The 15,187-nt window shown below is 44.6% G+C and carries 16 protein-coding genes; 13 read left to right on the top strand and 3 right to left on the bottom strand.

Features of this window, described 5'->3' with window-relative positions:
- Nucleotides 1-24: 24 nt before the first annotated feature.
- A complete protein-coding gene (locus J2T20_RS13635) occupies nucleotides 25-1,152 on the top strand; it encodes a tripeptidase T (RefSeq protein ID WP_307589164.1) in 1,128 nt (375 codons plus the stop codon).
- Nucleotide 1,153: 1 nt separating this feature from the next.
- Here the strand turns inward: J2T20_RS13635 and J2T20_RS13640 are convergent, their stop codons facing one another.
- Nucleotides 1,154-1,378, bottom strand: coding sequence for a hypothetical protein (locus J2T20_RS13640; RefSeq protein WP_307589166.1), 225 nt, complete (start codon nucleotides 1,376-1,378; stop codon nucleotides 1,154-1,156).
- A gap of 74 nt (nucleotides 1,379-1,452) precedes the next feature.
- On the opposite strand from J2T20_RS13640, the gene J2T20_RS13645 reads away from it, so the two are divergent.
- The 12 genes from J2T20_RS13645 (at nucleotide 1,453) to J2T20_RS13700 (ending at nucleotide 13,103) form a co-directional block, all read left to right on the top strand.
- A complete protein-coding gene (locus J2T20_RS13645; protein WP_307589168.1) occupies nucleotides 1,453-2,025 on the top strand; it encodes an NUDIX hydrolase in 573 nt (190 codons plus the stop codon).
- The gene (locus J2T20_RS13650; protein ID WP_307589291.1) at nucleotides 2,016-3,233 is read left to right on the top strand and encodes an endonuclease Q family protein; all 1,218 of its coding nucleotides are present in this window, start codon (nucleotides 2,016-2,018) and stop codon (nucleotides 3,231-3,233) included. Before J2T20_RS13645 ends, J2T20_RS13650 begins: the two co-directional genes overlap by 10 nt.
- Before the next feature lie 55 nt (nucleotides 3,234-3,288).
- Entirely contained in the window at nucleotides 3,289-3,921 is a 633-nt protein-coding gene (gene spoIIM / locus J2T20_RS13655) for a stage II sporulation protein M (RefSeq protein WP_307589170.1), read from the top strand.
- A 168-nt stretch (nucleotides 3,922-4,089) separates the two neighbouring features.
- On the top strand, nucleotides 4,090-5,007 hold the full coding sequence (locus J2T20_RS13660; RefSeq protein WP_307589172.1) for a DMT family transporter: 918 nt from the start codon (nucleotides 4,090-4,092) through the stop codon (nucleotides 5,005-5,007).
- A 25-nt stretch (nucleotides 5,008-5,032) separates the two neighbouring features.
- Nucleotides 5,033-6,367, top strand: coding sequence for a histidine--tRNA ligase (locus tag J2T20_RS13665; protein ID WP_307589175.1), 1,335 nt, complete (start codon nucleotides 5,033-5,035; stop codon nucleotides 6,365-6,367).
- A 122-nt stretch (nucleotides 6,368-6,489) separates the two neighbouring features.
- Nucleotides 6,490-6,957, top strand: a complete 468-nt coding sequence (gene fur / locus J2T20_RS13670) for a ferric iron uptake transcriptional regulator (protein ID WP_036657442.1) — start codon at nucleotides 6,490-6,492, stop codon at nucleotides 6,955-6,957.
- A gap of 446 nt (nucleotides 6,958-7,403) precedes the next feature.
- A complete protein-coding gene (locus tag J2T20_RS13675; RefSeq protein WP_307589178.1) occupies nucleotides 7,404-7,637 on the top strand; it encodes a DUF4227 family protein in 234 nt (77 codons plus the stop codon).
- A gap of 119 nt (nucleotides 7,638-7,756) precedes the next feature.
- Complete coding sequence (gene xerD / locus J2T20_RS13680) at nucleotides 7,757-8,650, top strand: site-specific tyrosine recombinase XerD (protein WP_307589180.1); 894 nt, start codon at nucleotides 7,757-7,759, stop codon at nucleotides 8,648-8,650.
- 194 nt (nucleotides 8,651-8,844) lie between these two features.
- Nucleotides 8,845-10,023, top strand: coding sequence for a phosphopentomutase (gene deoB / locus J2T20_RS13685; RefSeq protein WP_307589182.1), 1,179 nt, complete (start codon nucleotides 8,845-8,847; stop codon nucleotides 10,021-10,023).
- Between the two features lie 18 nt (nucleotides 10,024-10,041).
- On the top strand, nucleotides 10,042-10,866 hold the full coding sequence (locus tag J2T20_RS13690; RefSeq protein WP_307589184.1) for a purine-nucleoside phosphorylase: 825 nt from the start codon (nucleotides 10,042-10,044) through the stop codon (nucleotides 10,864-10,866).
- Nucleotides 10,867-10,905: 39 nt separating this feature from the next.
- Nucleotides 10,906-11,775, top strand: coding sequence for a purine-nucleoside phosphorylase (locus J2T20_RS13695; RefSeq protein WP_307589186.1), 870 nt, complete (start codon nucleotides 10,906-10,908; stop codon nucleotides 11,773-11,775).
- Nucleotides 11,772-13,103, top strand: a complete 1,332-nt coding sequence (locus J2T20_RS13700; RefSeq protein ID WP_307589188.1) for a pyrimidine-nucleoside phosphorylase — start codon at nucleotides 11,772-11,774, stop codon at nucleotides 13,101-13,103. The genes J2T20_RS13695 and J2T20_RS13700 overlap by 4 nt, the downstream gene beginning before the upstream one ends.
- 589 nt (nucleotides 13,104-13,692) lie before the next feature.
- On the opposite strand, the gene J2T20_RS13705 is transcribed toward J2T20_RS13700, so the two are convergent.
- Nucleotides 13,693-14,136 carry a hypothetical protein gene (locus tag J2T20_RS13705; protein WP_307589190.1) on the bottom strand — a complete coding sequence of 148 codons (444 nt, stop codon included), beginning with the start codon at nucleotides 14,134-14,136 and terminating at the stop codon, nucleotides 13,693-13,695.
- An 11-nt stretch (nucleotides 14,137-14,147) separates the two neighbouring features.
- Nucleotides 14,148-15,173, bottom strand: coding sequence for a serine hydrolase domain-containing protein (locus J2T20_RS13710; RefSeq protein WP_307589192.1), 1,026 nt, complete (start codon nucleotides 15,171-15,173; stop codon nucleotides 14,148-14,150).
- Nucleotides 15,174-15,187: the final 14 nt, after the last annotated feature.

Below are 15,187 nucleotides of genomic sequence, written 5' to 3' on the forward strand. Positions count from 1 at the left end.
ATCCATGAAAGAGAGGGAAGTCCATTGATAATAGAAGACCGATTGATTCAGGAATTTATGGAGCTTGTCCGTATTGATAGCGAGACAAGAAATGAACGAGAAATTGCGGATGTTCTGACGAAGAAATTCAATGCCCTTGGACTGGAAGTCATTGAAGATGATTCCCAGGAAAGAACGGGCCACGGTGCTGGGAACTTGTTCATCACTTGGCCTGCGGAGAATGGTGGGGATACACAGAAACTTCTGTTTACCTGCCATATGGATACGGTTGTTCCTGGACAGGGGATAAAGCCGACTCTGGGGGAAGACGGTTGGATTACCAGTGACGGTAGTACGATCCTTGGAGCAGATGATAAAGCAGGATTAGCTGCCTTGTTCGAAGCTATCCGGGTGATTCAGGAGCATAAGCTTCCGCATGGACAAATTCAATTCGTGATTACAGCAGGAGAAGAGTCGGGATTGTTAGGGGCAAGAGCGATGGATCCGAAGTATCTGGATGCCGACATGGGTTATGCACTGGATTCTAACGGTGAGATTGGTGCGATCGCTGTAGCAGCACCTACGCAAGCAAAGGTTACCATGCAGATCTTTGGCAAGTCCGCACATGCAGGTGTTAATCCTGAGGATGGCATCAGTGCGATTCAAGTGGCGAGCAAGGCAATTGCGGCTATGAAGCTGGGACGCATTGATAGTGAAACAACGGCCAATATCGGCAAATTCGCTGGCGGAGGCCCCACTAATATCGTCTGTGATCATGTACAACTGGATGCCGAAGCGCGTAGTATTGTTCAAGAAAAAGTGGATCAACAGGTTGCGCAAATGCGTGAGGCCCTAGAGACAACCGTACGCGAGTATGGCGCAGAATGTGAATTCCGCAGTGAAGTAATCTATCCGGCATTCAGCTTCAACGAACATGACCCTGTGGTCCAGCTTGCAGATCGGGCCATTAAATCTTTAGGACTGACTCCACGGCTGTTTCATTCAGGCGGAGGCAGTGATGCCAACGTGTTCAATGGTCTTAAGATTCCAACTGTGAATCTGGCGATTGGATACGAGCATATTCATACAACCAAAGAACGAATCAAAGCCCAGGATATTGTTAAAGCGGCTGAAATGGTTGTAGCGATTGTTAAAGAAAGTGTGAAAGGTTAATTTATAAAGTGCATATAGAAGAGCTATCCCCAGGGGTGTCGATCTCAGGGGAGAGCTCTTTATATTTTGTTTGGGAAGATGGAGTACTTTGTAACGACAAAACATAAGCCAAAGGCATGTCACGGCCATATTGTTGCATCCACATGGCTAGCGCCGCTTTAATCTGATTTGGTTTGCCTACCATGATTAATGCGGAAGAGCTTGTACGGCTGAAGAGGTCATTCATAGACGATTCCTTCTTTCCAGTTAAGTTTGCTATAATACACCGTATGCAGAACTGAGCCAAAGGAGACCAAAGATATGAATAAACAAGAAATGAAATCCAACCCTGCGTTAGACGAAACAACATTGTCTACAGAGCCTATTTTCAATGGGAAAATCATCACACTTCAGGTGGATACTGTACGTCTACCCGACGGAAACACAGCTACTCGTGAGGTAGTAAAACATCCTGGAGCTGTAGCCGTACTCGCGTTGAACAACAATAAAATGCTGGTGGTCGAGCAGTATCGCCAACCTATGAACCGTACCGAAGTTGAAATTCCGGCAGGCAAGCTGGACCCGGGCGAAGACCCTCAATATGCAGCCGAACGAGAGCTTCAAGAAGAGACTGGTTTTCATAGCGGGGAGTTGTTTCTTCTGAAATCGTTCTATACTTCACCAGGTTTCGCTGACGAAATTATTCATTTGTACGTAACAGAGAATGCACAGCCTGGCGAAATGGCGCTGGATGAGGATGAGTTTCTAGAGGTTTCTGAGCTAACGCTGGAAGAAGCTTATCAATATATCGAGAACGGACGGATCGCTGACGCCAAAACAATGATGGCGGTATACGCTTGGCATCTCTATACGTTGACCGGACAATGGCATTAGAACAGGAACTGAAGAGCTGCTATTGTGATCTTCATGTTCATATTGGCAAAGCCTCTAACGGACAGTCGGTCAAGATTAGCGGGAGTCGAGATCTTACCTTTGCGGGCATCGCCAAAGAGGCAGCAGAGCGCAAGGGGATCGAACTCATTGGGATTATAGACAGCCATTCTCCACCGGTTCAGCAAGATATCTTGGATAGTCTGGATTCTGGAGAAATGACGGAAGCTAAAGGCGGGGGTATATCTTACCGCGGAACTACGATTGTGCTGGGAGCGGAGATTGAGATTCGTGAACCGGGACGTAAGGAATGCCATGTGCTGGCTTTCATGCCGAACCTGAATACGATGAAGGATTTCAGCGGCTGGATGAGCCGTCATATGCGGAATATAAATTTAAGCTCGCAACGCTTGTACGCACCAGCGCGTGAATTGCAGGATGAGATCACTGGAAGAGGAGGCCTTCTGATTCCGGCCCATATCTTTACACCGCATAAGGGCTTGTATGGCTGTGCTGCAGAACAGATGGCTGAACTATTTGATCTGAAGCGGATTGCAGCCGTTGAGCTAGGGTTAAGTGCAGATTCGGAAATGGCCGGATATATCAGTGAGCTTGACGGTTATACCTTCCTGACCAATTCAGATGCACATTCATTGGGGAAAATTGGCCGTGAGTATAATGTTATGGAGCTGGCGGAACCCTCCTTCCATGAATTACAGCTGGCGCTTGAACGTAAAGCTGGACGTAGAGTAGCAGCCAACTTCGGACTTAATCCCCGACTGGGGAAATATCACCGGACTTATTGCAGCGGCTGCGGCAGCATTATTGATGAGGATTTTGCCACCTCGGATCGTTGTCCTTATTGCGGCAGTCCTAAGCTGGTACAAGGGGTTTTAGACCGGATTCTCCATATCGCTGACAGAGAGGTACCTAATGTGCCTGCTCATCGCCCACCTTATCATTATCAAGTACCGTTAGATTTCATACCGGGGCTAGGAAAAGCGAAGATGAATGTTCTTTTACAAGCTTTTGGTAATGAAATGAACATCATTCATAAGGCCCGTGAAGAAGAGATCGCTTCTGTAGCAGGCCAAGATTTAGCCTCCAAAATCATAGCTGCCCGTTCCGGCGTTCTTGAACTGTCGGTAGGGGGCGGGGGAACATACGGCAAAGTAGTGCAGCAAGGGAAACAACAAAAGGACAAGTCATAGATCGGGTCGTTTCTTCATATGGTGTAACATGTGACCGTAAAGGAGAACGCCCAAGATGCGAAATATCCGACTGATGATTAAGGAACAAACACCGCTGTATATTTTTGTTGCTGTTTTATTCTTGGTAGGGGTTATTTTCGGTGCTCTTATTGTCAGCGCATTGACGTTGGATCAGCAGCAGGACCTAGGTGAGTACTTGGGTAGTTTCTTTGTTACAGTAGATCAGCAGGTGCTCCCTGCCGACACGGGATCGTTCTGGGCCATCGCTGCCCTTCATTTGAAATGGATAGGCCTTATTTGGATTCTGGGGCTTTCCGTAATTGGGTTGCCAGGGATTCTGATTCTAGACTTTTTAAAAGGAGTACTGATCGGCTTTACAGTCGGTACTTTGGTTGCCCAATATTCCTGGCACGGCATGCTGTTTGCCCTTGTTTCCGTCGCCCCTCACAATTTAGTACTTATTCCGGCACTGCTGGTTTGCAGTGCTGCAGCCATCGCTTTCTCGTTGCTTATGATACGCAGTCGGGTATTGGGGCAGCGCCGACCTTCGGTTACCCGTCCTTTTGCCATGTATACGATGTTGTCCCTGTCCATGGCCTTACTGATTTTGGGTGTATCCTCTTTTGAAACTTGGGTAACGCCGGCTATGATGCGCTGGGTAACGCCTTATTTGATTTTTAAATCCTGATTCGCTTAGGTGATCAAACTTTCATTTATTCCATTAAGAATGTTATCGAGAAGGAGTAATCTTTCCGGTGGCATTTTTTTTATTTTATTGCAAATTATTCTCCTGTAAGTTTACATTTAGGGCATATCATGTTATATTGTTCAAAAAAATAGGAATATGAGGGATAATATGGGAAAATTTATGAAAGGGGTTATTTATGCTGTTATATCAGCATTGGGATTTGGCATAATGCCCATATTTGCAGTGAAATCTTATCAAAATGGACTATCGGTGAATACTCTACTTTTTCTTAGATTTTCACTTAGTTCTGTTATTTTTTTCTTATTTTTTAGGTTCAAGAAAACCGAGCTCAAAATACAAAAAAGGGATCTACAATTGTTGTTCTTTTTGGGAGGGGTCTTATTCACTCTTTTATCGATGCTACATTTTGAATCTATTAGATACATTTCTGCTCCAATGGCTGTTTTATTTTTATTTTCTTTTCCTATTTTTGTGTGTACGTTCTCTTTTTTTGCTAATAAAGAGCGTCCCCAGGGCAATACGCTTGTGTTCTTATTATTCTCGTTTGTTGGAATGATTTTCTTGCTGGGGATTTCTTTAAAGGACATGAATTTATACGGTGTAGCCTTAGCTATTGGAGCAGCAATTGTATATGCCTGTTTTATGATTATGGGTAAGAAAGCCGCAAGTAATGTTTCTGCTGCGGTTACAAGCGCATTTGTGACTCTGTTTGCCGCTGTCGGTACCCTAATTACAGGATTGTTGAATCAGAATATACATTTTGATTTCAATCCAAAAGCATGGATTTATATTATCTGTATTGTTTTCGTATCGACAATAATAGCTGAGATGGCCTTGTTTCGCTCTTTAGAGTTATTAAGTTCAACGAATGTATCTATTGTCAGCATGATTGAACCCGTATTTACCGCTATTTTTTCTATATTATTTCTGAATGAACATGTAATGATCATACAACTTACAGGAGGTCTTATTGTTTTGATTAGCTTGGCACTTTTAGTCTATTTTCAAAGCAAACCCTCTGCAACTATCCATGTGTATGAGAATTCTTATAAGAAGAGCAGTTAATCTTCATTAGAGGAGGTATACAATAGTGCAACTGAATGTTAGAGAAAGAGAACTTTCTATTCCGGCGGGTACTAAGGATATACTCGGGGCGGATATGCGAGCTAGGGAATTTATCATAAAGGTTATCAAGAATAACTACGAGAAATTCGGCTTCAATCCGCATCAAACACCTATACTAGAATATTGGGATACATTTCGGGGTCATCATGGAGAAGGTGAGAAGCTATTTTTTCATATAAAAGATACTTTCGGCAGAGAGCTTATTCCCCGTTATGATTTAACCGTTCCTTTAGCAAGAGTTGTATGTATGAATCCTGAACTGCCCAAACCCTATAAAAGATATCAAATAGGCCCCTCTTTCCGAGATGATGAACCAGGTACTAGCCATTTCCGGGAATTCACCCAATGTGATGCAGATATTATAGGTACTCATAGCTTATTAGCGGAAGCAGAGATTACCATTATGGCTCACTCAATACTCTCTGAATTAAATATAACTAACACCTCACTTCGAGTGAATCATAGATTAATTATTAAAGGGTTGGCACAAAAGTCAGGTATGAGTACTGAAGAAGAATATTTAGCTTTTCAACAGGCATTGGATTACATAGACAAGGTAACTAAGGGTAGATTAGATGGCTTAAAACAAAGATTCCTCAAGAATAAGATTACGGATACAATCGCGCAAAAATTAATTGATAGTTTAGGGTATTTAATATTAGAAACAGAGAAGACGACAGATCCAATCGTACAATTAAATATAATTAAAAGTTATTTTAGTGGAAATCATTTGGCTGAAAAGGGAATTGCTGAATTAGAAGAAATCATGTCTTATCTTCCTGCCCATATGTTATCGCAAATCAAAGTCGACCTGACACTAGCAAGAGGAGCAAATTATTATACTGGATTTATCTTAGAAGGTGTAGCAAATGATTTAGGCATTGGTGCTATTATAGGTGGTGGAAGGTACGATACATTAGTTTCAGCAATCGGGGGTATAGATGAGCCAGCAGTGGGTCTAGCCATCGGGTTGGAACGTATCGTATTAGTCATGGATAAGCTTAAATGTATAGAAGATCAACTACTACTAAATCCTAAAATTCTACTCATAAAAAACAAACTATCAAAACCGAGCGAGGCACTTTTAATAGCTAGAAAATTAAGAGAATATTGCGATGTAGATTTTTACTATGATGAATCCTCATTATATCAATGCAAGGAGTACGCTCGTGCACACGGTTATCCGGTTATGTTAGAAATGGGTGCGGAGGATAGTATTATAATTCATGATGTAATAGATAACAGTCAGTTCACGGAGACCGTAAGAAGTATTCTGAATAATGAAGGTTTAGTTGATTAAATCTAGGGAGTTGGAATCCTGACGAGATAGTAAAAGCGTTTGACTTCTCAAACCGACTCCCCCTATAATGAAAGAAGTGGTTTGAGGCCCGGAGCGGTACTTTTCCTAGGGGGAGGCAGACAATGGAAGCCCGGATAGATAAAATTAAGCAGCAGCTACAATCCCATGGATATAAGCTTACACCTCAACGGGAAGCGACCGTAAGAGTGCTACTAGAGAATGAAGAGGATCATCTGAGCGCCGAGGACGTATTCATGCTCGTCAAAGAGAAGGCTCCTGAAATCGGTCTAGCTACCGTATATCGAACTTTGGAATTACTTAGTGAATTGCATGTTGTGGAGAAGATTAACTTCGGCGACGGTGTTGCAAGATATGACTTGCGTACGGATACTGCGAAACATCATCATCACCATCTAATTTGTGTGCAATGCGGAAGTATGGACGAGATTCGCGAAGATTGGTTAGGCCCTCTGGAAGAAAAACTGGAGGTTGAATACAATTTCACTGTGCTCGATCACAGACTTGACTTTCACGGGATTTGCCATCGCTGCAAGGACAAGAATAATCCGGACGGGAATCGTTCGGAGTAATCATAGATAAGATGTAATGCTAAAAGCTCTTTCCGGTAAGATTGCCGGAGAGAGCTTTTACAGTTTGGTAACAGTTTAATCCGTTACTCCGGCAGAGCGACATACATAAATACCTCCTAATAAGCATAAGGTGTACGAGCGGGTTGTCCCGAATCGAAGCCAGTTTTGCTTACGAAGTCATTTAAGATGAACCCATTGAAAACCACAAAAGTTGATAAGGTGAAAAGTAACGAAGGGGAAGTTTGGAACTGTAGGAGCGATAGCGACCGCCTTTGTATCTAGATTTCAGCCGCTAAAGGCGGGTTAAATCAAAGAAATCTGGATACAACAGCGGCCGGAAGTCCAAACATTCACCGCAGTTACGATTATCACCGTTCAGCATTTGTGAGTGACTATGGTTCAGTTTAAAAGGTTTTGCTCTCGCAAAACTTTTAGGAGGAAACCAAATGATTATCTCTATTCCCAAAGCTGTGCGGCGTCTGTACTTTATGATTATGTTTGTAGCGATAAGCTATCTGTTCTATTGTGTTATGAACCTGCTTGAAGATTGGATTAATCCTATAAATGATTACGGTATACCGGAAGGGTCCGCCGTTAAGGCATTTCACGAGGATTTCCATAAAGAAAGTGATTTGAATCTGCAAGAACGCTTGCGTTTTTATTACTGGTATGGAGAGTGAAGAGGTCCGAAAAGCAGGAAAAAGATAGAAGCATGTCGAATGAAATTCAAAGTAAGGCCACTCTGAGGTGCTGTACTTGAGTCATTAAGAACGGCGGCGTAAGATAGGAGCGTGAATTGATGAAGACATATTTGGAACCCTTTATGCTTTATCTGTCCAGGGATAAAGGATTGTCCTTGAACACGTTGGAATCTTACGGGCGTGATATTTCGCAGTTTCTGGAATTTGTTGGGGAACGGGGTATTGAAGCACCGGAGGAGATTAAGAAAACCCATGTGACTCTCTATCTCGGCGGACTCCGTCAAGCTGGACGGGCAGCGGCTACGGTGAACCGTAACACGGTATCCATCCGTACTTTTTTTCATTATTTACTAAAAGAAAGACTCATTCATCAGGATCCTTCGCTGGAGATGGAAACGATGAAGCCGGTCAAGAAATCACCAATGGTGCTGACCGTACAAGAAATGGAAAAATTACTGGCCGCTCCCAATGGAAATTTACCTCAGGGTATGCGGGATAAGGCCATGCTTGAGTTATTATATGCGACTGGAATACGAGTATCTGAGTTGATTTCATTTAATGTGGAAGATGTTCATACTGAAATGAAGTATGCAAGGTGTTCAGGATCTGCGGGTAAGGAGCGGGTGGTTCCTATAGGCAATATTGCGGCAGAGTGTGTAGCGGAGTATGTCGGAAGCATACGGGACAAGCTTCTTCGTCAGGATGAACTGGAGCCGGCACTGTTCCTGAATAGTCTGGGGGGGCGCCTAACCCGGCAAGGCTTCTGGAAAATCATTAAGAAATACGCGCGGGAAGCGGATATTGTTCAGGATATCACACCTCATACGCTGCGGCATTCTTTCGCTGCCCATTTGCTGGAGGGTGGTGCAGATTTGCGTTCTGTTCAACACATGCTGGGATATGCTGATCTATCGACCACTCAGCTTTATAGCGGGATTGCCCGTAGGAACATGAAGGAAGTATATGAGAGCCATCATCCCAGAGCAAAGTGAATGACCTTGGAATCTTGCAAGGTGATTTATGAGAAAATTAGCAAATTTATCGTAGTATGAGGGAAGCATTGTGCCTAAAAGGGTATTATAAGAGTGTTGGAAGCGGGTACCGGTCTGTATGATACGGCAAACCGTTTCTTCTTGTTGGATTTGAAAAATTTAATTTATGCATTTATGAGGGAGTGAAGACAATAATGTCCTCTTTTAATCGGATTTGCTTTATTGTTTTGGATAGTGTGGGAATTGGTGAGGCACCGGATGCTGAAAGTTTCGGAGATGCTGGGTCACATACACTTGGGCATATACTAGAACAGGTTCCCGGTCTGAAGTTGCCTAACCTGCAGAAGCTAGGACTTGCGAATATTGCGCCTTTGCCGCCGCTTGCACCGGTCACGTCGCCAACGGGATATTACGGTAAAATGCAAGAGGTTTCTGTAGGTAAAGATACAATGACTGGGCACTGGGAGCTGATGGGTCTTAAAATAGAAGTCCCTTTCAATACCTATCCTGATGGATTTCCTGCAGAATTGATCGAGAAATTTGAGGCGGCAACAGGCCGCAAAGTGATCGGCAACAAACCGGCATCGGGCACCGAGATTCTCGTTGAATACGGCGAGGAGCAAATGAAGACAGGAGCATGGATTGTGTATACCTCGGCAGACAGTGTATTTCAATTGGCTGCGCATGAGGATATTATCCCGCTGGAGGAACTATATAGCGCTTGTAAAATCGCCCGTGAGCTGACGATGGCTCCCGAGTTCTCCGTAGGCCGCGTAATTGCCCGCCCTTATGTCGGTCAACCGGGTAGCTTCGCACGGACCTCGAATCGTCATGATTATGCTGTGAAGCCACCGGAGCCGACAGTGATGAATGCCTTGGCCGATATCGGCAAGGATGTAATTGCCGTAGGCAAGATCAACGATATTTTCACAGGCGAAGGGGTTACCGCAAGTTATCCTACCAAGAGCAACGAGCATGGTGTGGAAATTACGATTGAGGAACTGCGGAAGCCTTTTAATGGATTCCTATTTACGAACTTGGTTGACTTTGACTCTCTTTACGGACACCGCCGCGATCCGCAGGGTTACGGACGTGCTTTGGAAGTGTTTGACGAGTCCCTGCCGGAGATTATGTCTACACTTGGGGAGCAGGATCTCTTGATCATCTCAGCCGACCACGGTAATGATCCTGTCCATAGTGGAACTGATCATACGCGTGAATTTGTTCCTTTACTTGTATACAGCCCGGGCTTAAATCAACCGGACAGCCTTGGGATTAGAACAACATTCTCTGATGTTGCTGCAACGATTGCCGATAACTTTGGTGCAAAAGCGCCGCAATACGGTACAAGCTTTTTGGGAGAATTGAAATAGACATAGGAGGAACAATCAATGAACGTAGTAAGTAAAAGTACAATTCAAGAAGCAGCCGCTTATATTAAAAGCAAAAGTCCGGAGGCACCGGAAATCGGTCTGATTCTCGGTTCTGGCCTCGGTGTTCTGGCCGATTTGATTACAGAGGGAATCAGTATCCCTTATAATGAAATTCCACATTTTCCAGTGTCTACGGTAGAAGGCCACGAAGGAGAATTGCTGATCGGTAAAATTGAAGGACGCCGTGTTGTGATGATGAAAGGCCGTTTTCATATGTATGAAGGTTACGGACCGGAGGTTACCGCATTCCCTGTACGCGTCATGAAAGAGCTGGGAGTTGAAAGTCTGCTCGTTACAAATGCGGCTGGCGGTGTTAACACAAGCTTCACTCCAGGCGATCTCATGCTGATTACCGACCAGCTTAATCTTACGGGACATAATCCGCTAACCGGCCCTAATGATGCTGAACTTGGCGTAAGATTCCCTGATATGTCTTCCGCATACAGCCGCCGCCTGATCAACATCGCCAAAGAAACGGCAGCAGCACAAGGCTTCGAGTTCAAGGAAGGCGTATATGCGGGTCTGCTCGGACCTACCTATGAAACACCGGCAGAAATCGTTATGCTACGTCGTCAAGGTGCAGATGCAGTGGGGATGTCTACGGTCTCCGAGACTATAGTTGCCCGCCACGCCGGTATCGAGGTGCTTGGGATTTCCTGCATCACGAACATGGCAGCAGGTATACTGGATCAACCCTTGAATCATAGCGAGGTTATGGAAACGGCTGAGCGCGTGCGCGAGCACTTCTTGAAGCTGGTACTGGGTTTCATTCCTAAAATGTAGACTGTAATTACACATAATTTAATTCAGGAGGAAAAATACATGACACAAACTGCCACTGTTGCTTACGGAGCACAAGTTAAGGAAGCGGCTGAATATGTAAAATCTAAACTGGGTTCATATTCTCCAACGATCGGATTGATTTTGGGTTCGGGTCTAGGCGATCTTGGCGACCAAATTGAAGATGCAGTATACCTGCCTTATGAAGAGATCCCACATTTTCCACACTCTACAGTTGTAGGCCATGCGGGCCGCTTTGTCATCGGGAAGCTTGAAGGCAAGGACGTTATTATTATGCAAGGACGTTTTCACTTCTATGAAGGTTATGCTATGCGCAAGGTTGTACTGCCGGTTTACGTTTTGGCAAAGCTAGGCATTAAAACGCTCGTGATTACCAATGCTGGCGGCGGTATGAACAAAGCGTTCAAAGCAGGTGACTTGATGCTGATTACCGACCATTTAAACATGACAGGAGACAATCCTCTGATCGGACCTAATGATCCGGAGCTGGGTGTACGCTTCCCGGATATGTCCCGTGCTTATGATCATGAATATATTGGTCTTGCCAAAAAGTTGGCTAAGGAAGTTAAAGGAACACAAGGTGAAACTCTTGAGCTTCAAGAGGGTGTTTATGCAGGCATTAGCGGACCTACCTATGAAACTCCAGCTGAACTTAAGATGCTCGCTTACCTTGGCGGCGATGCTGTTGGTATGTCCACGGTTCCTGAAGTGATAGCAGCCAGCCATAGTCAACTCCGGGTACTGGGAATAACCTGCATTACAGATATGGCGATCGGCGAGGAATTGGAGCCATTAACTCATGAGCAGGTAGTTAAGGTAGCTAACCTTACGAAACCTAAATTTATCGGATTGGTTCGTGCCTTCGTACGCGAAGTACAGGTTGAAGTATGAGAGCGGTCGATATTATCCAGAAGAAAAGAGATGGCGGAGAGCTGACCCGTGAAGAAATTGCATTTCTGATTCAAGGATACAGCAATGGAGAAATCCCCGACTATCAGATCTCAGCATGGGCAATGGCTGTTTACTTCCAAGGGATGAACGCCCGGGAAACCGGAGATTTAACGATGGAAATGGCAATGTCCGGTGATCAGATCGATCTTAGCCCTATTGCAGGGATTAAGGTGGACAAGCACTCTACTGGCGGTGTAGGCGATAAGACTACGATTGTCCTGGCACCACTGGTAGCTGCTGCTGGAGTACCTGTTGCCAAAATGTCCGGACGCGGACTTGGGCATACGGGCGGAACCATTGATAAGCTGGAATCCATCACAGGCTTCTCTGTGGAGATGGACCGTGAGCGCTTTTTCGCTCAAGTCGGTGAGATTGGTGCAGCCGTAATCGGACAGTCGGGTAATATCACTCCTGCAGACAAGAAGCTGTATGCACTACGCGATGTAACGGCGACTGTAGAATCTATACCACTGATTGCAAGCTCCGTAATGAGCAAGAAAATTGCCGCAGGGGCGGATGCTATCGTTCTGGATGTCAAAACCGGCAGTGGTGCTTTTATGAAAACCTTGGATAGATCCATTGAGCTTGCGCAAGCCATGGTAGATATCGGTACTCATCTGGGACGCAACACCGTTGCGGTCATCAGTGATATGGATCAGCCGCTTGGATTTGGCATCGGCAACGCCCTTGAAGTCAAAGAAGGTATTGAGACGCTGATGGGTCGCGGACCTAAGGATCTGGAAGAGGTTTGCCTGATTCTAGGCAGTCACATGCTGGTGCTTGGCGGCAAGGCTAAAGATGATGTGGAAGCCCGGGCAATCCTGAAGGCTCACATTGAAGACGGCTCGGCACTGGAGAAATTCAAACAAATGGTTGGAGCACAAAGCGGGGACGCATCACAAATAGAATTCCCGGATACACTGCCAACAGCCAAAACCTTTATCGAAGTAAAGGCAGCAACCAGTGGTTATGTAGAAGGTATTCAGGCAGAAGAGATTGGTGTTGCGGCGATGCTGCTTGGGGCGGGCCGTGAAACAAAGGAATCTGTGATAGATCTGGCGGTGGGCATTCACTTGTCCAAAAAAGTCGGAGATGCCGTAGAACAAGGCAATACCTTAGCTGTGTTGCATGTAAATGAGGCGAGTGAGAGTAAGGTTCGTGAAGCGATGAGCAAGGTGCTCGAAGCTTACCGTATTACTCCTGTGCCGGTTGCTCCGCAGCCGTTAGTCTATGCACTTGTCACAAAAGACGGCGTAACCCGGTATTAGGTTAGGCTGGACACATAAGTTAAAACTATAACAGCTACGTAAAACACCACCGTTCTATCGAGCGGCCACTGAAAAAGGTGTGTTTTCTACTTTTGTGAAAAGAGCTTCAAAATAAAGGCGAATTCCATTCGATTCTGAATGAGAATTCGCCTTTATTTTATGGTTTGTTTAATCCGTTCGTCGTCATTTTGCCGGGGATTTATAGGGTTCAAACCAAAATTAATGGATGACGAAATCCTCTGCACCATGGGGTAGAGGATGGAGATCGCTAACTATTTTCAATTCGCACTTCTCTACTGCGGACTGTATAGCCTCTATTTAAGTCTCAAGGGGTTATGTGAACCTCAAACGGACTCAGGAGACACTATTCAAGCAAAAACAGTCTCTTTTGGAAGAAAACTGATCAATAGTGTCTCTGGTGTCCGTTAAAATCTTCGATCATCCGGTTTTGCTCAAATAAGGTCTTCTCTGTCCGCTTCCTGACGGGTGCTCTCTTTAGGTCCAGCAAGCTCTTGGTCAAACCCTAATTTTTAGTTAGAGCCAGGGACTTTTACAGTGGCCTCTCGATCTAACGGTCGTGTTTTTTAGATTATGGTTGTCTATGGTAAGCTTTCTTATTTATGAAATAGGCAATTAATGCTAATAAGGGAACTACAAGAATATAAGGTGATAACTCTCTCCAGCTGTACTTTTTCACCGCGTACCTACCTTCGAAATTTGCCACTATGAACTTGTTATTATCTGCTTTTACCGCAATAGCATCCATAACATCCACATTATTTATCGAGAAATATTCTGTGCCTTTAGGATAGGTGTTCGAAAAATTCCCGGAGTAGGTACCTTCTACATCTGAATAATAAGTAACCTTCCCAATTTTTGCACCAATTTGCTTAGAATCAACCTGAATATCTGATGGGATATAGCTATTTCCATCGTAGACTACAACACGAAAAGCCCAATCTGCGTTAGCTATGCCAGTAATTAAAGATCCTATTAGTAGTAAAGTGAAAAATGAACTCAATAGGTACTTCATGATACCCCCCTCTAACTAATCAGTCCATCCTCGATGGCGTTCATTATTTTATAAGCACCTCTGCCGGTATTACAGGTTACCGCTAATTTTACACCGTAATCCGGATATACCGCCGAATGAAACGAGACGCCCGGGTCATAACCCATCACATGAAATTTTAAAATCTTTTGCTCTCTTTTACTAATCCAGACTCCATAGCCGTAGTACTCTTCCTTCTTTACATAAATGTGGGGTGTGAGCAGCAAGGCTGTAAGCTCCGGGCTAAGAAGTCTATGAGCGAACAGTCCCTCCCAGAATAAAAGCATCTCCGGAGCGGTCACGAAAGCACCGCCATCGGAACCCCCTTTTACAGGTATTGAATAAATATTGCTGCGCCAAGACCCATCATCATGATCAATATAGCCTTGTGCTGTATTGGAGGGCAGTTGATCCAAGGAGAAGTAGCCCGAACGTTCCATATTACAGGGCTGAAACACATGATACTTAACATAGTCTGAGAATTCCATTCCAGAGAACTTTTCGATGATAAGGCCCAGAAGGATATATCCTGCATTATTATAATGGAACCGCTCGCCTGGTGAGAACTTCATCTTAGAGTTTTGAAACAGTGGAAGAAAATGCTCAAGACGGCGTATGCCATACATAGGCTGTGTTATCCACAGCTCTTCAAAATCCTCCATGACTTCTTCATCAAAATAATCCGGAATGCCTGAGGTGTGTGTCAGCAGATGATGAATCGTAATTTCTCCGCTGAAATGGGTGAGGGCTAATTCTGCTAGACACTCTGCCAATTTGCTATCGAAGGACAACTTTCCTTGGTCTACCAGCTGACAAATAGCAACTGCCGTGAACAATTTACAACCGGAGGCGATCCCGAATCTAGTATCCGGGGTATTTGGAAGATGGTTGGCTCTATTTGCGTATCCAAAAGCTCTACTAACGATTTCCAGCTCGTTGCAGGTTACACTTACTGCTCCATTTAAGCTGTTGGCAACAGCAATTTGGGTTATTGAACTCTCGATATCTCCCTGTAGCATGCTAAACTCCTCCG

The sequence above is a fragment of the Paenibacillus wynnii genome, assembly GCF_030812855.1.
In the GTDB taxonomy this organism is placed as follows: domain Bacteria; phylum Bacillota; class Bacilli; order Paenibacillales; family Paenibacillaceae; genus Paenibacillus_AQ; species Paenibacillus_AQ wynnii_A.